This window comes from Paenibacillus sp. FSL R5-0749, assembly GCF_038595085.1.
In the GTDB taxonomy this organism is placed as follows: Bacteria; Bacillota; Bacilli; order Paenibacillales; family Paenibacillaceae; genus Paenibacillus.
In genome coordinates, this window is the sequence record NZ_CP152005.1 from 5,943,004 (window position 1) to 5,966,791 (window position 23,788).

Below are 23,788 nucleotides of genomic sequence, written 5' to 3' on the forward strand. Positions count from 1 at the left end.
GCATACCCTAATATCTTCCTCTATGTTATCTGTACCCTGCTTGTAATGCAAGCCCTATCATCCATAAAAATGAAAAAAATCCAAATTGGCCGAATATTCCTGTAACGCTCGTCATAATGCATATGTAAACACTTTCACGCGATAACCTCAGACCGATCAAAACTGTGCATCATTCAAACTTAAAAAAGCCCTTCTTCCCGGAAGCAGAGCACGTTAGATCGTAATCCAACGTCTCAACCATTTCGAAAAGAAGGGCCAATACTGTCATTCATATGGTTCTAACTACTGGTTAGAGAATCTTAGTCCACCAATTGCAGTGCTTTGCTCCGCTCGGTATCCCGTTCCAGAACTGGCTTCAAGTACTTGCCCGTATACGAAGCCTCCACTTTGATGATGTCCTCAGGGGTTCCCGTTGCAACAATGGTTCCTCCACCGCTACCGCCTTCCGGACCCAGATCAACAACATAGTCTGCTGTTTTGATTACATCTAGGTTATGCTCAATCACCAAGACTGATTCACCTGAATCAACGAGACGGTGCAATACGTTGAGCAAACGGTCGATATCATCGACATGCAAACCGGTCGTCGGTTCATCGAGGATGTAGATGGTTTTCCCTGTACTGCGGCGATACAGCTCGGAAGCGAGCTTCACCCGCTGGGCTTCACCACCAGACAAGGTCGTTGCAGGTTGTCCCAGGTTGATATAACCGAGGCCCACATCCATCAGAGTCTGCATTTTACGATGGATCTTCGGAATGTTCTCGAAGAATTGGGTTGCATCTTCCACCGTCATTTCCAGCACATCGGAAATATTTCTGTTTTTGTATTTCACTTCAAGCGTTTCCCGATTGTATCGTTTGCCCTTGCAGACTTCACAAGGCACATAAACGTCCGGCAAGAAGTGCATCTCGATTTTGATAATACCGTCTCCACGGCAGGCTTCACAACGTCCACCTTTGATATTAAAGCTGAATCGGCCTTTCTTGTATCCACGTACCTTGGCTTCGTTCGTCTGGGCAAACAGATCCCGGATATCATCAAAGACGCCTGTATACGTAGCTGGGTTGGAACGTGGTGTCCGCCCGATTGGCGACTGGTCAATATCGATAACTTTATCAATATGTTCGAGACCACGAATTTCTTTATGCTGACCCGGACGTACCCGGGCACGGTTCAGATCACGTGCCAACGTTTTGTACAAAATCTCATTAATCAATGTGGATTTACCTGAGCCAGACACACCTGTTACCGCCGTAAATACACCTACCGGAATCTTCACGTTCAGATTCTTGAGGTTATTCTCTTTGGCTCCGCGCACTTCCAACCAACGGTCTCCTACACTACGGCGCTCTGTACGTACAGGAATGAACTTGCGACCACTCAGATATTGACCGGTTAAGGAGTTCTCATCGTTCATGATCTCCTCCGGTGTACCCTGTGACATAATGGTGCCTCCGTGGATACCTGCACCCGGCCCAATATCAATAATATAGTCCGCAGCCATCATCGTATCCTCATCATGTTCAACCACGATCAACGTGTTACCAATATCACGCATATGCGCAAGCGTTGAGATCAGACGGTCATTATCCCGTTGATGCAGACCAATACTCGGCTCATCCAGAATATACAGTACACCCATCAGGCTGGAACCGATCTGTGTAGCCAGTCTGATCCGCTGGGCTTCTCCACCAGACAAGGTTCCGGCAGCACGACTCAGTGTAAGGTAATCCAGACCAACATTCACCAGGAAGCCGAGACGGCTGTTGATTTCTTTTAAAATAAGCTTGGCAATCGTCCGCTCCTTCTCCGTCAAATCCAATGTTTCGAAGAATCGGCCGGCTTCACCAATGGACAAACTAGTCACATAGGCCATGTTGTGATCATTGATTGTAACTGCAAGGCTCTCGCGTTTCAGACGCTGACCTTTACACGTACCACAAGGCTTTGCACTCATGTAACCCTCAATGAATTCACGGATACCTTCCGATGCTGTATCACGGTAACGACGCTCCAGATTGTTCACGATACCTTCAAAGGTAACCAGTGCTTCCTTGCGTTGTCCAAAATCGTTCTCATATCGGAAACGGATTTTCTCCGAACCCGTACCCTGCAGCAACTTGTTCATCTGCTCAGCGGGTAGATCTTCGACAGGTACATTTTGCGGAATGTTAAAGTGCTCACATACCGACTTCAAAAACTGCGGATAATAAGTAGATGTGCCACCTGTCCAGGCATCAAAAGCACCGTCTTCAATCGTCTTGCTGCGATCCGGTACGAGCAGATCAGGGTCAACGATCATTTTGACACCTAACCCATCACAATCCGGGCAAGCGCCGAAGGGACTGTTAAATGAGAACATCCGTGGTGCAAGCTCTTCAATACTGAATCCACACACCGGGCAGGCAAAGTTGGAACTGAAGCGCAACTCTTCTTCACCCATAATGTCCACCAGGAGTTGTCCACCGGACAAATTAAGTGCTGTTTCAATAGAGTCGGCCAGACGCGCCTGTACATCATCCTTAACAACGATCCGGTCAACAACGACTTCAATCGTATGCTTTTTATTTTTCTCCAATTGGATATCTTCTGACAGGTCACGAAGTTCCCCGTTCACCCGTACACGGACAAAGCCCTGCTTGGACACATCGGCAAATACACTTTTGTGCTCACCCTTACGTCCCGAGATAATGGGTGCCAGTATTTGTAGCCGGGTACGCTCCGGGTATTGCATGATACGGTCAACCATTTGTTCTACGGTCTGGGAGCTGATTTCCACGCCATGGTCCGGACAGTGTGGATGGCCCACACGTGCAAATAACAGACGCAGGTAATCATAAATTTCCGTCACGGTTCCTACCGTGGAACGCGGGTTACGACTTGTTGTTTTTTGATCTATTGAAATCGCAGGAGACAATCCTTCGATGGAATCCACATCCGGTTTCTCCATCTGTCCCAGAAACTGCCGTGCGTAAGCTGACAATGATTCGACATACCGTCGCTGTCCTTCTGCGTATATGGTGTCAAAAGCCAGCGAGGACTTGCCTGAGCCACTCAGGCCGGTCAATACAACAAAGCGGTCACGCGGGATGGTAATGTCGATATTTTTCAGGTTATGCGCTCGTGCGCCTTTAATGACAATGTTATCGCTCGCCAATAGTATTCATCCTCTCAAATTTACTATCCAAACCTTTTAAAAGGCTTTTCGATCCCTCCCAAACCCTCCCTTCCAAGGGAGGGCCCCAGAGGGCGCAGCCCTCTGGACACCCGAAACAAGCGGTGCAGCGGTGAGAGGTCGGGTCTTGCTATGTGAAGGGTTGCCGTGTGCCCGCGGTTTCTGATAAGGTTCCGGCCTATTGCCGGAACCTTATCAGACCGCTCTACTGCGAGGGGACGCTCTCGGCTTCGCCTTGGTCGCGACAAGTCGCCATTGCCTTTGGCTCGGCTCCAAGGTCAAGAGCGGGACGCTCTCGGCTCCGCCTTGGTCGCGACAGGTCGCCATTGCCTTTGGCTCGGCTCCAAGGTCAAGAGCGGGACGCTCTCGGCTTCGCCACGTTCGCGACGGGTCGCCATTGCCTCTGGCTCGGCTCCAAGGTCAAGAGCGGGACGCTCTCGGCTTCGCCACGTTCGCTACAGGTCGCCATTGCCTTTGGCTCGGCTCCAAGGTCAACACCGGGGCGCTCTCAGCTTCGCCACGTTCGCGACAAGGTCGCCATTGCCTCTGGCTCGGCTCCAAGGTCAAGAGCGGGACGCTCTCGGCTCCGCCTTGGTCGCGACAGGTCGCCATTGCCTTTGGCTCGGCTCCGAGGTCAAGAGCGGGGCGCTCTCGACTTTCAGGGGGGACACAACTCCCAATTGCTTTCCTATAAACCTTTTAACCAATTTCAACATTTCTATCAGTATAGACCCGAATTCAAGATTTCAACATCTCTTATTATCGGTACATATCAACGATTTCCTTACTCAACAAGAGAACGGCCAATTGGCCGTTCTCTTGTTACAGATCCATCTTTACTGGAGCATATGAATGAGCTATGTCTTATTCAGCGCGAAGTTCCAGCAACGCATCACGAAGCTCGGCAGCACGCTCAAACTGCAGGTTTTTGGCTGCATCTTTCATCTCTACCTCTAGGCGCTGAATAAGCGCCTGACGGTCTTTCTTCGACATCTTCTCGGCAGCGCCGGTGAGATAGTCTTTCTTGGATTCGGCAACTTTGGTTGCCTCAATCACATCACGCACTTTTTTGCGAATCGTCTGTGGTGTGATTCCATGCTTCTCGTTGTACTCGATTTGGATTGCACGACGACGTTCGGTCTCCTTTATCGCCTTATCCATCGAATCGGTCACTTTGTCACCGTATAGAATAACGCGACCGTCGCTGTTCCGTGCCGCCCGCCCAATCGTTTGGATCAGTGAGCGTTCGGAACGCAAGAATCCTTCCTTATCCGCATCCAAGATGGCTACCAGGGATACTTCGGGCAGATCGAGACCTTCCCGTAACAAGTTGATCCCGATCAGGACATGGAAAACACCCAACCTTAAATCACGTAAAATGGCCATCCGTTCCAACGTCTTAATCTCGGAGTGCAAGTAACGTACCTTAATTCCAATTTCCTTCAGATAATCCGTCAGGTCCTCAGACATCTTCTTCGTTAATGTTGTAATCAACACACGCTCGTCTTTGGCAATCCGGTCATTAATCTCACCAATCAAATCATCAATCTGTCCCTTTGTTGGACGCAGTTCAATAATTGGATCAAGCAATCCGGTTGGACGGATAATCTGTTGAACCATCGTATCGGTATGCTCAATCTCATACGGGCCCGGTGTTGCTGATACATAGATAATCTGATCCATTTTGCCTTCAAACTCTTCGAATTTGAGCGGACGATTATCCAGCGCTGACGGCAGGCGGAAACCATGTTCAACCAATACCGTCTTCCGCGCTTGGTCACCATTATACATTGCACGGATCTGTGGCAGAGTCACGTGAGACTCATCGACCACGATCAACATGTCATCCGGGAAATAGTCCATCAATGTATATGGAGTATCGCCGCGTTCACGGAAAGTCAATGGACCGGAATAGTTCTCAATCCCCGAGCAGAATCCGACTTCCTTCATCATCTCGATATCATACCTTGTGCGCTGCTCCAGTCGCTGAGCCTCCAGCAGTTTCCCCTGTTCACGCAACACTTCAAGACGTTCCTCCAGTTCACGCTCAATGTTCACCAGCGCAACCTTCATCGTCTCTTCTTGCGTTACGAAGTGAGACGCCGGGAAGATGGCAATATGTTCACGTTCGCCAATCAGCTCTCCGGTCAACACATCAATCTCCGTAATTTTCTCGATCTCATCACCAAACAATTCAACACGAATTGCATGTTCACCCTTGGAAGCAGGGAAAATCTCAACAACATCCCCGCGAACACGGAACGTACCCCGCACAAAGTTAATATCGTTCCGCTGATACTGAATCTCTACCAGACGGGACAAAATCTGATTGCGAGGTTTCTCCATGCCTACCCGAAGTGACAGCAACATGCTTGAATACGAGTGCGGTGAACCCAAACCATAGATGCAAGAAACACTCGCTACAATGATGACGTCCCTACGCTCAAACAACGAACTTGTCGCTGCATGCCGCAGTTTGTCGATCTCTTCATTAATACTTGAATCCTTCTCGATATACGTATCGGAGGACGGAATATATGCTTCTGGCTGAAAATAATCGTAATAACTGACGAAATACTCAACCATGTTATTAGGAAAAAAGTCTTTGAACTCACTTGCAAGCTGCGCTGCCAACGTCTTGTTGTGTGCAATAATCAGCGTAGGACGTTGCAGTTGGGCTATCGTCTGGGCGATCGTAAACGTCTTACCCGTACCGGTTGCACCCAGCAGTGTCTGGTATCTCTTCCCCTCCTGAACACCCTTCACCAATTCTTTAATGGCAGCAGGTTGATCACCTTGGGGAGAAAACTCTGACTCGATTTCGAACGTTTTGTCGCTCATTATAATATCGCTCATTGCCGTATCTCACCCTATCGTCTAAAATAATAGTCACTATATATTGTCGAAGTTCCCCGAATTTTCATATGGGAAAACTTATAGTAATAGGAATATTTGTTCCCTTTTAATTATACCTCGTTCGTTTTAGTGATGCAAACGTGAAATGAAGATAGGAGTGGGTTAATTTATGGATATTGCGACACTTATCGGTATTATTGCCGGAATTGCCGCAGTCATTAGCGGTTTTTTGTGGGAAGGTGGCCAGTTGTCCGGTCTTCTGCAAAAAACGGCTGCTTTAATTGTATTCGGTGGAACGATTGCTGCTGTGGTTGCCAGTTTCCCAGCGCATCGTCTTCGTACGATTCCAGCTGCCCTGCGTATGGCTTTTGGACGTCACAATAATGATTCAGGCTTGTGGGTTGAAGAATTGGTCGAGATGTCTTCGATCGCACGCCGCTCAGGTGTGCTTGCATTGGAACGCAAGGTTATGGATCATCCGCATCCATTTTTGCAAGACGGTATTCAGATGGTTGTCGATGGTACGGATCAGGATGTGGTTCGCCAGATCCTTGAGATGGAGATTGACTCTATTGAACAAAAACATGAGGGCTACGCCAAAATTTTCGAATCTGCTGGCGGTTATGCCCCAACCATGGGAATCATCGGAACCGTGATGGGACTTATTCAGGTCCTTGGCAGTTTGACCGATCCCACCGGACTCGGACCTGCTATTGCTGTTGCCTTTACCGCAACCCTGTATGGGGTCGCCAGTGCCAATCTTATCTTTTTGCCCATTGCCTCCAAAATCAAATCCAGAGGTGCTGACGAAGTGCAGACCATGGAAATGCTCCTTGAGGGTGTACTTGCCATTCAGAACGGTGAGAATCCCCAGCTTGTACGCAAAAGACTGGAGTCTTTCACCCTTACGCATCGTCAGCCTATACGCCCCCTAGCAAAGGAGGGATTGGATGAGTCGGCGCAGTAAACGGCGCGGAAAACGTGAAACAGTTGATCATCGGGATCGCTGGATGATTACTTATGCCGATCTCATAACGCTGCTTCTGATCTTTTTTGTCATCATGTACGCCATGAGCAATCTGGATTCCGGTAAATATGACGTCGTTACGCAATCGTTACAAAATACATTCAATGCGTCTGACTCTGTCCTTGAGCTTGGTGAGGGACTCGGTGAGAAACCCGGACAGACAATTACAGAGACTCCACCATCCGGAATTCAAGGGGAAGATTCTTCAAAAGGTGAAGGAAACCCTTCCGACTCCGGGACTGTAACGCCAGATGATGATGACAAGCCCCTCACAGAACGGGAAGAACAATTCAGATCACAGGAGCAGGAACTGCAAAATCTGTTCAATGTGATTACCCAATATATCGAGGATAATAAACTGGAAAATCAGATTTTTGTTGCGGACAAGCCACAGGGCCTATCCATTACACTTAGTGACCGCTTCCTGTTTGATCAGGGACAAGCCGCTCTGAAGGACGGTGCAGCACCAACGCTCAGTAAGCTTGCCAGCCTGTTCCGGGATCTAAATACCGTTGTCAGCATTGAAGGTCATACCGATAACGTTCCTGTCGGAGCAAACTCCGCTTATACCGATAACTGGCAGCTTTCCGGGGAACGCGCACTGTCTGTATTACGCTTTTTTCTGGATACAGAGAAACTTAACCCGGACGGATTCCAGTATGCCGGATATGCGGATACTCGCCCAACGGGTGACAACACCACAGCGGCCGGAAGACAAAAGAACCGTCGGGTCGAAATCACTGTCTTGCGTCAACTCCAACCTTAATCATCTATATCTCGTTTAATGCATCATTAACATTCTTCAATCTTCATTCTTATTTAAAACAAAAAACAAAAAGCACGTTCTGCTGAATCAAGTTCAGGCAGAACGTGCTTTTTGTTTGATATCTTTTTCGGTTGACATTAGCTCTCCAAAACTCGTCTTGATCTTGATCTACACCTTATGCCTATGCCTCTACTCCTGGCTGGCTAGGACGCAGAATAGCCGAGCCTACAGTCAGCAAAATGGCAGCCATGCCAAACAAAATCAATAGTGGCAGTGTAATATCCGACAGTGTACCACCAGCAGAGATCGTCTCCACCGCCTGAATCGCCCATTTCTGCGGAACAAAGTTGGCGAGCTTTTGCATATAGTCAGGCATGAACGAGATGGGCCAGAAACAACCGCCTATCATACAGGTAGGCATAATGACAAGTGAATTCAGCATATTCGCATTTTTGGGATTACGGATTAATCCTGCCACGGTACTTGCGAGCCCCATGGAGACCAACATGAATGCTGCCAAGATCAGGAAATGAATGCCAAAAGGAATACCGGCATCATAATGAATCAGCCACCTGCTGACTCCCAAAACGATTACAATCTGAATCATACCAATGACAAAGCTACCCAGGAAATTGCCAAGCGCAATCTCATATGCACGAACGGGTGCCGTATATACTCTCGCCATCGTACGTTTCCTGCGATCTTCCATGATCACAGCCACTGCACTGGTCAGCAGCCCCATCATAAACATGATTGTAAATCCAGTCACATTGTTCAGGCCTGGCTTGGGATAGATCTGCAGAGCGGTAACTTCACCAGCAACCTGATGCTTTCCTATCTCCTGTAAAAGCTGTTCAAATCGCTTCTGTATACTCGATAGTTTATCAGTCTCACTTGAGACAGGACCTGCGGCCAACGTAATAGCTGAAGCAGATTGTTGCAATCCACTCGCCAAACCTTCAACAGCTGCTCGCAGTGTGTAGGAAGCTTCGCTTATCCGCAGCTCCACCAGTTGAATTTCAGTTGCCTTGCCTTGTAAGAGATCTTCCGTATATCGCTTTGGAATAATGATGCCAGAACTTCCTTTTTGCTGAGCCATGGCTTCCTTCACTTCTGCTTCGTTAGTCATCGGCTTGAGCAGGTACTCCTCTTTGCCAGCAAGTTCTTGAATCATCCACGCTCCTGCTGCCCCTCCATCCTCATTGACATAGGGGATAACAGTACGTGCACTCTGCTCGTTTCCAAAAAGAGCAACCGCCCCTGTAACCACCAGGCAAGGCAGAAGTAGAAACGTAATGAAGCCCATTTTACGACCTAGTGTACGTCTAATCATCAACCAGGCGATGTGCAGACTATTCATATCGGTATCCTGCCTTTCTATAGATTAATCCTGAGATCAACAGTAATACAGCGCATACCACGCCTAACATCAGAATGCTATATACAATCTCGCCTACTGGTGCATCCAGCATCATTCTCAGAAAACTCTGGAGCGCCCAGTGGTTAACCGTGAATTCGCTAAGCCGTTGTACAAAATCAATCGGAATGGGTCTAAACCCGCCACTAATGAATGTCATAGCTATGATGATACCTTGGATGGTTGCGCTGGCCGATGCCGTGGTTTTGCATATTAATGCCACGATCACGCCAAGGGTCATGGATGCCAATGTGATTCCTACACAAGTCAGCACAATATACCAGGGATGGGTTCCCCAATCTACACCGTAGAACCAAGACGTCATAAGGATAATCGTCGTTGCCTGCAAGAAAGCGAGCAGACTATTGCCTGCAATTTTGCCAGCGAAAATAACTCCGTTACCAATCGGCGCAGCCTGAAGGCGAATCAACGTTCGGTTATCCCGCTCTCCAAAAAGGCTGGTACTTGTCGTCATACCCGAGTACAGCATGAACATGGCCAGCATGGATGCGGCATAGTATTGAGAAGCGCTGTAGGCTGTGCCTGTTTTTCCGGGATTGACGACAGTTATGGACGTGGAACTCTCCGCACCAGACTTCGAAGAAGAGGACATGGCAGCAATCACTTCCGGACCAAGCACTCTGGTCATCGCCATCTGTCGGTTCCATTCATCCGTAAATCGCGTGAACAAAGTTTCACCCAATGTGTTAAGCGTGTTGTCCTTTCCTCGTATCCACTGTAACCTGGCCTCTTTCCCCCTCATCACGTTTTCCTCAAAATCCGAAGGAATCATTACAGCAAAGTCCAGCTTGCCGGTACGCAGCGAATGGACAGCCTCTTCTTCTGTCTTGAAGTCCTGCACTTTGACCATCTCAGCTACCGCTGGGGAATGAACGAATGTATCCAACGCTTGATTAAGCGAATCTGATCCTCCACCAGATTCAGTACTCAAATGGATAATTCCCACACGTACACTATCTGGAATAACATCATCCGCGGTACCCATCGTACTGGAAAGAGCCGTGCCCAATATAAAAATCAGTAACAACGGCAGGATGAACAGGTTCAATACCACAGATCGAATCTTAAGAATACGTCTTAACTCAAAGATGCAAATATGCCATATATTCATCTCTTGCTCCCCCTAGTCCCGCAGCGTACGCCCGGTCAGATTGAGGAACAATGTTTCCAGATCCGGCTCTTCGACCTTGAGTGACTGAATGGATATTTCATGTTTGCTGCAAATGAAGAGCAGATCCTGGAGATCCTGCTGTGCCGAAGGCAGCGTAATGGTCAGTGTATTCTCTGAAACGTCTACCGATCGCACGCGAGGGTGGAGTTTCAATTCTTCCACGACGCCCGGACCGATACCGGAAGTGGAGAGCACTACTTTTTCCTCCGATGCCACCCGTTCTCTCAGCTCTGCTTCCGTGCCACAGGCAATGATTCGCCCTTGATCCATAATCGCAACCCGGTGACTAATCGCCGCCACTTCCTCCATGTAATGACTTGTATATATAATCGTTGAACCCATCTTGTTGAGTGTGCGCACCGATTCAAGGATATGATTCCGAGATTGTGGATCAATGCCAACGGTCGGCTCATCCATAATAATGAGATCCGGGCGATGTGTAATCGCACATGCGATGTTTAACCTGCGTTTCATCCCGCCGGAGAAGGTCGAGGGAGCATCCTTTGCTTTATCCTGTAACCCTACAAATTCAAGGGACTCCTGCACTCTTTCCTTGAGCAATTTGCCACGTAATCCATACAGGCGGGCGAAAAAGGTTACATTCTCGGCAGCCGTCATCGTTTCGTACAAAGCCAGATCCTGCGGAACCAGTCCAATTTTGCGCTTTACCTCAAGTGGCTGCTCCTTAACCGATATACCATCTAATCTGATCTCCCCCTGATCCATGTTCAGGAGCCCGGCTATCATGCTGATGGTGGTACTTTTTCCTGCTCCATTGGGACCGAGTAATCCAAAAATTTCGCCTTTGCCAACACTAAGGTTCAAATGATCCACGGACAACCTGCTGCCGTATCGTTTCACAACATGATGTACTTCAAGTATACCCATCCCTTTTACGCCCCTCTTCCGTTTCGGCCTCTGCCGCTGGATTTCATATTTGTATTGTAACGGATCGCACTCTTTAGCGAAGGTACGAAAAGTCATGAATCGAAGGTGACTTAAGTCATCTCCTGCTTCGAATGCTGCTTATGGTATAATCAAGGGCGCATTACCGAGAGATTTTCTACTCCACTTTTTATATAAAGGATGTCACAACCCTATGCCGATGCGGTTTCTGCAATACGGATTAATTATCATTCCAGCCGTACTATACATGTTGATGCTGCCCTTGGAAAACGAAGCTGTCTACACCCTATATATCATCATCGCGCTCGGACTCTCCGTGTGGAAAGATTTCAACCGTTCAAGTACACAGCAGTGGCTGTTGCTTTTGGCCGAAATACTCTGGAGCTGTTGGCTGATTGCTTCGTATGGACCCATCCTGCTATTCCTCTCTCTATCCGTGCTCTACGTGTATATATACAGACTCGAGGGAAACCGGAGATGGTTGATGTTTGCCATTCAGCTTGCCGCAAGCAATGTTGCTTTGGGATGGTATTATTCTGTGCCACGGGTAACGCAGCCAGGGTTAACCACACTAAATACAATCACCACCACATTATTCTCCGCAGAGGCAACAACGATGGTCCTTGGCAACCTGCTTCTGCTCATCACAGCGGCTCTCTCCTGGCAGGGATCAAGAACAGCGAGCAGCCGCGGACAACTGGAACAAGTCTATGACGAGCTCCGCAGTAAACATTACGAGCTTCAAGAAGCACGTGCACAGCTGCTGTTATTTACAAAGCAACTTGAAGGAGTAGCTCAGGCAGAGGAACGCACACGTATCTCCAGACAGCTTCATGATGATATCGGACATCGACTGATTCGCACCAAAATGATGTCGGAAGCCGCTCTGATGACTCTCCCCCGAGATCGGGAAAAAGGAACGGAAATGGTGAGACAGATTCGTGATCAATTGGCCACCAGTATGGATGATATGCGAAGTACACTTCACAAACTGCGACCGGATTCCTATGGTTCCAATGCCTATGCACTGGATCGTCTTCTGGAGGAAGTGGGCAGAGATACCGGGGTGAAGACACATTTTGAAGTTCAAGGCGCATCCCATGTGCTGTACCCCAGCATACAAATCGTTTTATACAAAAATGCCAAAGAAGCCGTAACGAATGCACTACGACATGGAAATGCCTCTTCTATCACATTGGAGTTGGTATTCAGGGATCAGGAAATCTGTATGAGCGTAAGTAATGATGGCAAAATTAATCCGCATTCGTCTAAAACAAGTGGCATAGGACAGGAAAGCATGTGTCTACGTACACAAATGGTGGGAGGAACCTTGGAGATTCAATCAGCTTATCCGTATACCGTGATTACACGCATTCCAATAACGAACCAGATGGATCTACTCTGAAAAAAGGAAGTGAATGTGCTCATGTCCGAACGGAATGATGTGAACAACAAAAAGGATTCAGCCCAGCACCCACTTATTCGGCTGCTTCTCGCCGATGATGACTACTTCATCCGTGAGAGCCTGAAAGTGTTGCTTGGACTCGACTCTGGCATTTGCGTTACAGGTACGGCCTCAAATGGACAGGAAGCGTTGGAATTACTTGAAGCAGGCACACCTGCGGATGTGGTGTTGATGGATATTCGGATGCCGGAATGTGACGGAGTTGAAGGTACTGGGCTGATCAAGGCACGCTTTCCTGAAATTCAGGTGCTCATGCTGACTACGTTTGACGACGATGAGTATATCATTCAGGCATTACAGAATGGAGCAAGCGGTTATTTGCTTAAAAATGTGCCGCCTGAACGGATTATTCAAGGCATCAAAACCGTACATAACGGCGATATGTTAATCCATCCGGATATTGCCCGCAAGCTAACAGGCCTTCTTCGTCCTTCTCCAACTTCCCAGACACATCACCCAATCGAAGCCTATGGACTGACCCGTATGGAGCTGGCGGTTGCCGAGGCCATATCGGAGGGGTTGTCCAACAAGGAAATTGCCGCCAAACTGTTCCTCAGTGAAGGCACGGTCAAGAACTACGTCACCGATATTCTGGGCAAGCTGAACTTGCGTGATCGGACCCAAATCGCTATCTTCATGTTAAAAAAATAACAAAAAGGTATTTCCCTTGCCTGCGACGGCGCTCGGAAATACCTTTTTCATTGCTTGATGTATGCAACATACTTCATCACGTATGTTAGTTACATCTCAACGGACCCTTTATCACTGGCCACAGGAGCTGGCGGTAATGCCAAGGGAGCTTCGTCCCTGTGTGGTTTTTTCAGACGGGCAAGCAACTTGAGGTTGATGATATGGAACAGCGTCAGTGGACGCAACCGAATCGCCCAGACCTCGTGATTGTCAGGTGCCATAATGACCCCAAGCTGATGATGTTCCCCTTCATAGATTGCTCGCTGCATGAATTTGCTTTCTCCCTGGTGATTTCGTACCTCGAGCTTGCAAAAAGCCGGGTTCATCCGCAGGGCACGATGCAACTCTTCCGGTGAATGAACCAACTTGCCATTCACCTTGTACAATGTCTCTCCTGCTTCAATCCCCAAATCTGCAGCAGGACTCTCCGGTATAACAGCCAATACCTTCAACCCATGCTGCGGATGGACAAATACCGGACTGCGGTTTTGCTCTTCAAATGCACTGTACCATATCAGAAATTCATGTCCAATAAATGCAATCAGCGCCGCAACCACCATGAGTGGAGACCACCATGCAGCAAGTAAACTGAACACGAGCAAAGTTGCCCCATACATCATCAATCGCTTGGATGAGATCTGCACCTTTTGTCCCGGAAGCATACTCTGCGTTATCTCACCAAATCCGAGCATGATGGGCAACGTAAACAGCATATAGCTCTGGCCGGCATTCATGAGTGGATTCCAAGCCAGTTCCGCGCCATTACCTGTGACTGGTACAAGAATCAGTAGGGGAATAGCCCAGAACTGTTGCAGTTGATATCCACCAACCAGTTTCCCGCGTTTTCCCTCGAAGAGAAGCGGTGATGCCATGGATACTCCCTGCATGCGTACCAACAGGGCTTCACCCATATGTAGAAGGGCCGCCAGGACAAGCAGTGCAGGCATATCCAAGGTACGTAACGTTTCCGTTATACTCCCTATCCAACCTGAAGGTTGCCAGCCTGAAGCCAGATTCAAACCAAATTGCAGCACACCCAGTAACCCGGCCGCGTAGGCAAAACACAGATACCGGATACGAAACAAGGATAGAATTAACGTTGCAGCCCATATGCATATCAGGCTTCCCAGTGTAAGATGTGCACCGAGGAATAGGGATACAATCGAGACGATGGTACCAATGAGTATGCCTCCCAGTACGGCACGAATCGTCTGTGTAATTGAGCTTTGCAAACGAACATGAAACAATTTACGCTCCTGCAGTAATTGACGATGATAGATGAGCGCAATCAGGATCACCGCAATATAATAAAACGGCTGAATAAACAACTGCAACACTGCTTCGCCTAATGTAGTTAACCACGGCCATACCCATTCCATCGTGGTTCTTCACCCCTCTCTTTCAGCCGGTTCAGAAAAAAAGAAGGCTGAAAATCAGCCTTCTTTATGGCTTCGACACAGCGGACGAAATATCCTTTGAGACATTTTCGATCGCGCGTTTCAGCTGTGCATCATATTGAGGATTGGCAATACGTTCAATCAGAGCCGCTTCCAGTGATTCAGCGGTTTTCTCGTCAATCTGGCCTGTGGCCTGAATGCCTTTTTGCTTCTGGAATGCCTTGACCGCTTCTTCCGTCTTCTGGTCGTAGTATCCATCCACACGATCCGGTTTGAAATCGAGTCCTCTCAGCATCGTCTGCGCACTTTTCACATCCGTGCTATTGCTGTCATATTTCAGTGGTAACTTCTCTTTATTAATCGGTGCCACCGAGAAATAATCCGGCTGGTCTACCGCAATATCCGGTTTGATTCCTTTTTCATGAATCCAGTCCCCGTTCGGCGTGAGCCATTTGGCAATGGTAATCTTCAGCAAGCTGCCGTCACCCATTTGCTTGTCATAACTCGTCTGCACGGTTCCTTTACCAAAGGAATTTTCACCAATCAACTTCGCACCTGCTGACTGTTGTAATGCACCGGCCAAAATCTCCGACGCACTGGCACTGCCTTTGTTCATCAGGACTGTGACTGGATAAGCTTTGGCTGATCCATTGGATTTGCTTTGTTCCTTTTTGCCGTTCTTGTCTTCGACTTGCACAATAACCTTGCCTTTAGGAACAAACTGTTCAGCAATATCAATCACGACTTGCAATACACCGCCTGGGTCATTCCGTACGTCGATGACCAGACCTTTCATGTTCTGCTTCTCAAGCTTCGCCAACTCTTCCTTGAAGCGATCGCCTGTATTCAAAGAGAATTGAGTAATGGCAATGACGCCAATTCCGCCATCCTCCATGTGAGCATATACGGTCTCCAGATCAATGTCATCCCGCACAATAACAAACTCAATCAGTTCGGTAGATCCGGCACGTTTGACCTGTACCTTCGCTTCACTACCCTTAGGACCTCTGATTTTATTGACAGCCTTGTTCAGTTCCAACCCTTGCAGAGATTCGCCGTTGACTGACATAATCATGTCTTTCGCACGAATACCCGCTTTTTCGGCAGGTGATCCTTTGATTGGGGAAACAACAACGACATTTCCATCCTGTGAGGATACCTCTGCGCCAATACCGGTAAATGAACCTTCGATCGACTCTTCAAACTGAGCAGCCGTTTCCTGCCCCATATAGTTGGAGTACGGATCACCAAGGGATTCCATCATGCCGTTGATCGCACCGTCAATCAATTTGGTCTGATCCACGTCTTTATAATAGTTGCTTGAGATCAAATCCATCGCGGTTTCAATCTTCTTCAAATCGTTCTTCTGCTGCGTACTGCCGGTTACACTGGCTAGCAAACCCTCGCCAGCTGTGGTCTGGTTCGCTATTCCCGGGTAAGTCATAAGTACCAGGGTTAGCAAACTACCACCCAGAAGACCCAAAATGACAAGCAGTAGCGCCGATCTTTTTTTCATCATCCGTTTGTCACCGCCTTTCGTTTTAAAGCGTGTCCGATTCCATTGTTGCTTGGACCCATTCCCTGAACATGCCAGCTTAGTATATGTCTAGCTTGTACGGAATATGTTTTTTCCATTCGGTCAATGGAGCAATAATTACAAATAGTTCATCGGATTTACCGCGGTACCGTTATCTCTTACTTCAAAGTGCAAGTGAGGTCCCGTGGAGTTTCCTGTATTACCTGACTCAGCAATGGTATCACCTTTGCTTACAGTGTCTCCCTTGCTGACTTTAAATCCACCTTCGCGCAAGTGACCATATAACGTCCAAAGACCACCGCCATGGTCCACAATAACGGTATAACCATAACCGCTATACCATTCAGCCATGATCACGATTCCGCCAGAGGCCGCGTGAACTGAAGTTCCCTGAGGAACAGCAAAATCGACACCGGCATGCATTTTACCCACTACACCCGTAATTGGATGGGTACGGGGACCGAATCCAGAAGAAATACGTCCTCCAGATACCGGTTTTGAGAAGATACCATTACCGGATGAATAGGTAACCTCACTGCTGCTATCCGCGCTGACTCTGGTTGGTGCCTTGGCAGCAGCTTTCGCCCGGGCAGCAGCTGCTGCTTTGGCTTTGGCCGCTGCGGCTGCTTGCTGTTCACGCAATTTATTTTTCTCTTGAAGAAGGGCCGAACGTTTGCTGGCAATCTGCATCAATACGTCTTCCTGCTCTTGTGTCAACTCTTCTGACTCTTCGATTTTAGCATCATATGAAGCGAGAAGCACTTGCTTTTCCGCTTCTTTTTCATTCAATTGGGACTTACGCTGTTTCTTCTGTGCATACAGGCTCTTGGCTTCCGCATATTGCACATCCAATTCTGCCTTTTTGTCCACGACAAGTTGCTTGTCCGCTTTGTGCTCATCCAGCAGATGCTGATCCTGATCCACGATCGTTTTGAGTGAATCCGCACGGGTCAGAAAGTCAGTGAAGCTGGTGGAGGACAACAATACATCCAGATAGGATACAGCACCGTCTGTATACATCAGGCGTACACGTGACTCCAACAATTTCTCCCTTGCAACAATGCGTTCTTCTGCCGCTTGCAGATCTTTCTTCGTTGTACGGAGATCTTCCTCCGTGTTCTCGATTTGCAAGGATACACTAGCCAGTTCATCACTAACGACATTAATCTGTTCCATGACAACCTTCAGATAAGCGTTGGTTTTGTTTTTGTAATGCTGCGCTTCCTTTTTGTTGGAAGCCGCTTTTTTTTGCTCCTGCTTGGCAGAAGCTGCCTTGCTCTCCAGTTGCTGAATCTGTTGGTCAATATCGCTGATGCTGCTCTTGGCATATCCGTCAGAAGGTTGAAGCGTCAAACTGGCCAATAACGTAAAGGCCAGCAGCGAAGCAGTTTTTTTCAAAATGATGATCCCCCATCCTATGATTTCACAAGAAAGCAACCTGCACAGGTGGTGAACAGCATGTTCTTTGCTTTCTTCCATCTTAAAGACTCCGTCTTTCCTACATATCGTCAAACAGCGCCCATTAATGAACCTGCTTTACCATTCTTTTCGACATATTCTGCAATTTGATCGTTTCAAAACAAAATTTAAACGTTAAGTGATTTTCGAATGGACAGTGTACTTCCCAAAATACCTACCAGCACACCGAGTCCGATCAACAGGGTTCCAAACAGCAGCCAGATATCGCTGAGCGGAATCAAGTTAAGCATCTGCATGAAGACATCCTGACCAATCGTGGACATCAACTGGCTGTATCCGACGAACAGTACCGCAACCGTAATCACAGAGCCAATAAATCCAATGAGTGCACCTTCAATAAAGAAAGGCCAACGTATAAAGGTGTTGGTTGCACCAACTAGCTTCATAATACCAATCTCCCGGCGACGGGCCAGAATCGTTACGCGAATCGTATTCGAGATCAGGAACATGGACATGAGACCCAGTCCCCCAACAAAAATAAATCCAATGTTACGAACAAGCTTCGTAAATTTGAACAACACTTCCACCGTTTCCTTGCCGTAATTCACTTTCATGATTGGCTTCTCCGGGTGTTTTTCGTTCAAAGCTTCGATTTTTTGCGCCACAAAAGTGACGGTTTCCGGTTCAATGACCTCAACTTCAATGGTCTCCGGCAGTGGGTTGTTGTCCACATCGAAACCGCTAAGCACATTATCTGCACTCTCTCCAAGACGATCACGGAATTCCTTGAGTCCTTCTTCCTTGGAAACAAAACGAATCTCACTTACTTCCGGCATCGCGCTGATTTCTTGTTCCAATGTGTTACGCAGGTTCTCGTCCACATTCAGTTCGAGAAACGTGCTGATCTCCACCTGACTATCCACTTGATTCGCCATGGAGTTCACATTAAGCACCAGCAGCATAAACACACCAAGAATCAATAGCGACACAATGATGGACATGATGGAGGCCACAGACATCCAGCCGTTGCGGAATACGTTTTTGAATCCCTCCCGCAGATGGCGCAAGAGAGTACTAAAATTCATAACCGTATTCCCCTCTCATCTGATCCCGTACAATCTGTCCACGTTCAATGGCGATAACCCGTTTACGCATCGTATTCACGATATCTTTGTTGTGGGTTGCCATAACAATGGTTGTTCCCCGGAAATTAATCTCATCCAGCAGCTGCATAATGCCCCACGACGTCTCCGGATCGAGGTTACCTGTAGGCTCATCCGCGATAATAACCGATGGGTTATTGACGATAGCCCGCGCAATGGCAATACGTTGCTGTTCCCCGCCTGAGAGCTGAGAAGGTTCACGATTCGCTTTGCTGCGCAATCCCACCAAGTCGAGTACTTCCATGACCCGTTTCTTGATGTGCCGCTTGGGCGCCTCAATGACTTCCATGGCAAATGCCACATTCTCAAAAGCCGTCATTCTCGGCAATAGACGGAAGTCTTGGAACACAACGCCGATGTTACGGCGCACATAAGGAATCTTTCTTGGCTTCAACTTACCAATATTAAATCCGTTAATGGATATTTGTCCTTTTGTCGGAACTTCTTCTCTGTACATCAATTTCATAAATGTCGATTTGCCTGCGCCGGACGGACCGACGATATAGACAAATTCATTGCGGTCGATCTTCACCGACACCCCTTGTAATGCGTGGGTCCCATTGGCGTAGGTCTTCCACACGTCCTGCATTTCTATCACATCATCACTTCCTGCTCGCATAGTTAGCCATTATCATTTCGACACAATCCCGGCATTTCCTTTAAAAAGACCTGAATTTCATCAGGAAAAAATCCACTTCGTTCCTGTTTCGATGGTGAAGCATGGATTCATATGAAGTTTATTGTAACAAATTTGTTACCTATTGAGTACCCGAAAGTTTTCCTGCATTGGATCATATATATAGAAAGTGTTACAAAATCGGGAACAACAGAAGTATAAAGGAGCGTACGGTTATGAAAAAAATACATTTAACGGTCATTGTTCTATTCTCCATCCTCTTGATCGGCTCCGCGTCATATGGATTGCTGTATATGTATGTGAACCAGCCTGCGCTGCCCAAGAATGTGCATGTTGGCGGCATGCTGGTGGAAGGCAATCGTAAGAACGTATTGCATGAATTGAACGAACAGATTCAAAAGCTGGAGGACTGGCCTGTCACCTTTGAAGTGGTTGAACCCGATCCCCAGATGATGACGTATACCGCAAATCAGGTGGGGGTGAGCTACAACGTTAAAAGCGTGGAATCCGCCATACAGCAGCTGGAGGAAGGTAACCTGTGGGAACGCGCATATGCACGTTATCATTTTCCGAAAGAGTTCTCCCTTCATATGAGTTACAACTTAGAACCACTTAAAGAACATCTAAGCCCTGCTTGGGAAAAAGAAACCTTCGGCACTCCCTCGAACGCTGTTCGGCGCATTACCACAAGTGACAAAGTGCAGTATATCCCGGAAAAGGGTGTCCGCCGAATTGATTGGGAAACACTCGCAAGTCTTATTCAGGCGAAGCTTCACAGGGATTTCAGTGTACTGAGCCCGGATGAGAAACCCACCCCATTGCTGATCCAGGTACCACTGTATACGCTGAAGCCGGAAGTAACCCTTGATTCGCTACGTCATGAAGGCATTGACCGAAAGATCATCCAGTTCTCCACAGGTCTGGGCAATAGTAGTGAAGGCCGGATACATAATGTCAGCGCAGCGGCGGAAGCGATTAACGGCATGATTCTGCCACCGAATGCCACATTCGATTATGAGAAGGTCATCCGAAAAGCGGAGAAGGATTATGGGTTTCGTGAGGCCCCGGTCATTGTCAATGGAAAACTGACCCCCGGGATTGGCGGGGGAATCTGCCAGGTATCAAGTACGGTGTATAACGCAGCGCTATTGACGGGTCTTGATATTATTGAGCGTCGCAACCACTCCCTGCCGGTCAAATATTTGCCGAAAGGACTGGATGCCACCTTTGCCTCCGGAGCCATTAACTTTCGCTTCAAGAACAATACTGGAAAATCCTTACTCATTCATGCAGAAGTGAAGAACCACCAATTGATAGTGAAATTTTTCGGCACATTCCCGGAGAATGTCAGCTATGCACTTGAATCTCGCACCATTGAAACATTAAGTGTTCCGGTGAAATATGTGTCCAGTGCGGTACTGCCTGATGGCGTTCAACAGGTGCTGCAAGACGGACAGCCTGGTTATATTGTCGAGACGGTAAGAACCAAGAGGCTGGACGGCAAAGTGGTCGAATCCAAAACGATTACACGAGATACGTACAAAGCTCAGAATCGTCTGATTGCCCGCTCAGGTCATAGCAGCCTGCCTGATCCACAAGAACCTTCTGTGGTTGAGGACGGGATCAGCGATACGAAGCGACCATAAAAGGATGTGTTCGAAACAAACCCAAACGAAAAGACACACTTCCCGTCCCTTTTTAGGATACGCCAGAAGTGTGTCTTTTCATTTGTTTAGGATATTGGAATCTTAATAAACTAGGCTTACCTCTGTAATCAGAGGTTTACTGCATTACGGTTTAGTGACCGCCTGTGTATTCGCCTTGCTCTTCGCCTACGACCATTTTCTCTTTTCCCATGAAGAAAGAAGCAACCAACGCGAGTGCAGCTGGAATCACGGCCCAAGCAAACAACTGCACGATGGAAGAAGATAGAGCATGTGTGATGCTATCCAGCACCTGAGGCGGAATCGCCTGTCTGAGTTCTGGTGAGAGCAACGCATGTGGATCGGTCAGATCCATTCCCTGAGGCATACCACCCGCGGAAGCACCACCTGTCTCCGCAGCTGCTCCTGCGAGAGCATCATTCATTTTACGCGTAAATACCTGGCTCTGCACGATACCAAAGATCGTAATACCCATCGTCATGCCGAGGGACCGCAAAAAGTTAAGCGTGGAGCTTGCTGCTCCGCGTCTTCGCGGTTCAAATGCGTTCATGGCTGCATTGCTGAGTACCGAGAACGAAGCCCCGACACCCAGACCAACCATCACCATGTAAGTACGTATCGTCCACAGGGAAGAACTCTCATCCAACGTAGTCAGCAATCCCAGTCCAATGACAAGTAAGGCCAACGTAGGAATCATGATATTGCGATATTTGATTTTGGTCATGAGCACCCCGCCCAGGGATGCCGTCACAACGGACCCCAGCATCATCGGTAAAAGTACGAGACCGGAGTTGGTCGCTTTACCACCGAGTACGCCCTGTATGAAGATCGGAATGTACACGGATGCTGTAATGAACGCCGCACCACTGAACATCCCAATAACGTTACTGGACCAGTAGACCCGGTTGCGGAACATGCCGAAAGAGATGATAGGTTCCTTCGCTCTTGTTTCTGCAAACAGGAACAGCAGCGCTAGTGCTACGAATCCGGCAAACAAGCCAAGAATCTGCCATGAACCCCAGGCAAACGTCTTGCCGCCCAGTTCCAGACCAAAGATCAGGCACACAACAGCACCGATCAGTGTTACAGCACCCAGCCAGTCGATCTGTTGGGATTGATGCTGATGAGACTCCTTGTAGAAGAAGGCAATAAACACAAATGCAATCAAGCCGAGCGGCAGGTTGATATAGAATACCCATTCCCATGTCGCATACTGAGTAATGTAAGCACCCAGCAGTGGTCCAAAGACGCTGGACAGACCGAAGACCGCTCCAAACAATCCACCCAATTTACCACGAGATTCTGGTGCTACGACATCAAACATGATCGTAAAGGCAATCGGTACCAAAGCACCTGCACCAATACCTTGAATTGCTCTGTACATCGTCAATTCCACAATAGACGTTGCCGTTCCGCACAGTGCTGAGCCAAGCATAAATACAATAATACCAAAGACAAAAAACTTCTTCCGTCCATACATATCGGATAACTTACCGAAGATTGGCATCCCCGCCATCTCAGCCACCATGTACGCGGAGGTAACCCAGACGAACTTGTCGAGCCCACCCAGCTTCCCGACAATATCCCCCATAGCTGTTGCCACGATGGTATTATCCATCGAAGCCATTAGTATGCTGAGCAGTAACCCTGCCAGCACCAATCCAATACTGTTTTTACGTGCAACCATTGTACTCAATCTCTCCATTCACGCTCTATTCATATGACTGCATTAGTATATCCGAAAAGAAGTTTTCGTTAATCAGTCCAAGGACCGATTGCTTTGCAGTAAAACTTCCGATTGCGGATGAATTTGCAGAGATGAACGGTATTCCACTTTACCGATCCGGCAGCCAGGACCGATTTTTATTTTATCGCCACGCACAATCTCGGCCTCGGTATTTTCTAATTCAATATCGTCACCTTCGATAATCTGTGCCTTGAGAATTGACTTATTCCCCGTGAACAAGTCATTCAACCGGCCACTCTTCACCGAGATGATGGAACCGCCCATTTCCTTGACCTCGGATGGACCCATGATCTTGAGTGTCATGTGTTCAGCGCTGAGCATCCCCGCTATCGTCAACCGTCCGTTCAGCTTGATATTTTCTGCCTGACAATCCCCTGACAAATGAAGCTCACCAACCACTTTGATATGCTCAGCTTTGGCATGCAGGCCAGATGCCTGAATTCCATCCTCACCATCGTTGCTGACAGCTCGATCTGTCAAAGTAAGGGTTCCCGTAATTTTAATCTCTGTGGCTTCAAGCGATCCGTATATGACCGATGTACCCGTACATTTGAAACGATCACAAGATAGATTGTCGTTAAAGGACGCATCCCCTATGACCTTAACCTTGCCATACACGCCCCCAGCAGAACTGCCATCACCAACGATGCTGATATCCATTTTGTTGTCCAATGAACGCCCAGGATTGTTATTCATGTCGATCTCATCCCTTTCTCTCCATATCCAAAA

Annotated in this window: 17 protein-coding genes; 5 read left to right on the forward strand and 12 right to left on the reverse strand. The window is 48.0% G+C overall.

Annotation, left to right across the window (positions count from 1 at the left end):
• Positions 1–299: 299 nt before the first annotated feature.
• On the reverse strand, positions 300–3,158 hold the full coding sequence (uvrA, locus tag MKY85_RS26695; protein ID WP_339257602.1) for an excinuclease ABC subunit UvrA: 2,859 nt from the start codon (positions 3,156–3,158) through the stop codon (positions 300–302).
• 882 nt (positions 3,159–4,040) lie between these two features.
• A complete protein-coding gene (uvrB, locus tag MKY85_RS26700) occupies positions 4,041–6,032 on the reverse strand; it encodes an excinuclease ABC subunit UvrB (protein ID WP_342571153.1) in 1,992 nt (663 codons plus the stop codon).
• A 169-nt stretch (positions 6,033–6,201) separates the two neighbouring features.
• On the opposite strand from uvrB, the gene MKY85_RS26705 reads away from it, so the two are divergent.
• The gene (locus tag MKY85_RS26705; protein WP_339238065.1) at positions 6,202–6,999 is read left to right on the forward strand and encodes a flagellar motor protein; all 798 of its coding nucleotides are present in this window, start codon (positions 6,202–6,204) and stop codon (positions 6,997–6,999) included.
• Positions 6,983–7,825 (forward strand): flagellar motor protein MotB, encoded by an 843-nt coding sequence (locus MKY85_RS26710; RefSeq protein ID WP_342571155.1) that lies wholly within the window; start codon positions 6,983–6,985, stop codon positions 7,823–7,825. The genes MKY85_RS26705 and MKY85_RS26710 overlap by 17 nt, the downstream gene beginning before the upstream one ends.
• Positions 7,826–8,006: 181 nt before the next feature.
• On the opposite strand, the gene MKY85_RS26715 is transcribed toward MKY85_RS26710, so the two are convergent.
• The 3 genes from MKY85_RS26715 to MKY85_RS26725 are packed head-to-tail and all read right to left on the reverse strand — an operon-like array spanning position 8,007 to position 11,322.
• Positions 8,007–9,185: an ABC transporter permease gene (locus MKY85_RS26715; protein WP_339257608.1), complete on the reverse strand. Its 1,179-nt coding sequence runs from the start codon at positions 9,183–9,185 to the stop codon at positions 8,007–8,009.
• The gene (locus MKY85_RS26720; protein WP_342571156.1) at positions 9,178–10,374 is read right to left on the reverse strand and encodes an ABC transporter permease; all 1,197 of its coding nucleotides are present in this window, start codon (positions 10,372–10,374) and stop codon (positions 9,178–9,180) included. Before MKY85_RS26720 ends, MKY85_RS26715 begins: the two co-directional genes overlap by 8 nt.
• Before the next feature lie 12 nt (positions 10,375–10,386).
• Entirely contained in the window at positions 10,387–11,322 is a 936-nt protein-coding gene (locus MKY85_RS26725; RefSeq protein ID WP_342571157.1) for an ABC transporter ATP-binding protein, read from the reverse strand.
• A gap of 211 nt (positions 11,323–11,533) precedes the next feature.
• Between MKY85_RS26725 and MKY85_RS26730 the strand changes: the two genes are divergently transcribed.
• Together MKY85_RS26730 and MKY85_RS26735 are read left to right on the forward strand one after the other, a co-directional pair.
• Positions 11,534–12,745 carry a sensor histidine kinase gene (locus MKY85_RS26730; protein ID WP_342571158.1) on the forward strand — a complete coding sequence of 404 codons (1,212 nt, stop codon included), beginning with the start codon at positions 11,534–11,536 and terminating at the stop codon, positions 12,743–12,745.
• 21 nt (positions 12,746–12,766) lie between these two features.
• The gene (locus MKY85_RS26735) at positions 12,767–13,456 is read left to right on the forward strand and encodes a response regulator transcription factor (protein WP_342571159.1); all 690 of its coding nucleotides are present in this window, start codon (positions 12,767–12,769) and stop codon (positions 13,454–13,456) included.
• Between the two features lie 89 nt (positions 13,457–13,545).
• On the opposite strand, the gene MKY85_RS26740 is transcribed toward MKY85_RS26735, so the two are convergent.
• The 5 genes from MKY85_RS26740 to ftsE form a co-directional block, all read right to left on the reverse strand.
• Positions 13,546–14,874: a PDZ domain-containing protein gene (locus MKY85_RS26740; protein ID WP_342571160.1), complete on the reverse strand. Its 1,329-nt coding sequence runs from the start codon at positions 14,872–14,874 to the stop codon at positions 13,546–13,548.
• A 64-nt stretch (positions 14,875–14,938) separates the two neighbouring features.
• Complete coding sequence (locus MKY85_RS26745) at positions 14,939–16,411, reverse strand: S41 family peptidase (RefSeq protein ID WP_339238080.1); 1,473 nt, start codon at positions 16,409–16,411, stop codon at positions 14,939–14,941.
• 135 nt (positions 16,412–16,546) lie between these two features.
• A complete protein-coding gene (locus MKY85_RS26750; RefSeq protein ID WP_339238082.1) occupies positions 16,547–17,827 on the reverse strand; it encodes a peptidoglycan DD-metalloendopeptidase family protein in 1,281 nt (426 codons plus the stop codon).
• A gap of 188 nt (positions 17,828–18,015) precedes the next feature.
• On the reverse strand, positions 18,016–18,933 hold the full coding sequence (gene ftsX, locus MKY85_RS26755) for a permease-like cell division protein FtsX (RefSeq protein WP_339238084.1): 918 nt from the start codon (positions 18,931–18,933) through the stop codon (positions 18,016–18,018).
• Positions 18,923–19,609, reverse strand: coding sequence for a cell division ATP-binding protein FtsE (ftsE, locus tag MKY85_RS26760; RefSeq protein ID WP_024631580.1), 687 nt, complete (start codon positions 19,607–19,609; stop codon positions 18,923–18,925). Before ftsE ends, ftsX begins: the two co-directional genes overlap by 11 nt.
• A 254-nt stretch (positions 19,610–19,863) precedes the next feature.
• Between ftsE and MKY85_RS26765 the strand changes: the two genes are divergently transcribed.
• Positions 19,864–21,294 carry a VanW family protein gene (locus MKY85_RS26765; RefSeq protein WP_342571161.1) on the forward strand — a complete coding sequence of 477 codons (1,431 nt, stop codon included), beginning with the start codon at positions 19,864–19,866 and terminating at the stop codon, positions 21,292–21,294.
• Positions 21,295–21,445: 151 nt separating this feature from the next.
• On the opposite strand, the gene MKY85_RS26770 is transcribed toward MKY85_RS26765, so the two are convergent.
• Complete coding sequence (locus tag MKY85_RS26770; RefSeq protein WP_342571162.1) at positions 21,446–22,999, reverse strand: MDR family MFS transporter; 1,554 nt, start codon at positions 22,997–22,999, stop codon at positions 21,446–21,448.
• 72 nt (positions 23,000–23,071) lie between these two features.
• Entirely contained in the window at positions 23,072–23,755 is a 684-nt protein-coding gene (locus tag MKY85_RS26775) for a hypothetical protein (protein ID WP_342571163.1), read from the reverse strand.
• Between the last annotated feature and the right edge of the window lie 33 nt (positions 23,756–23,788).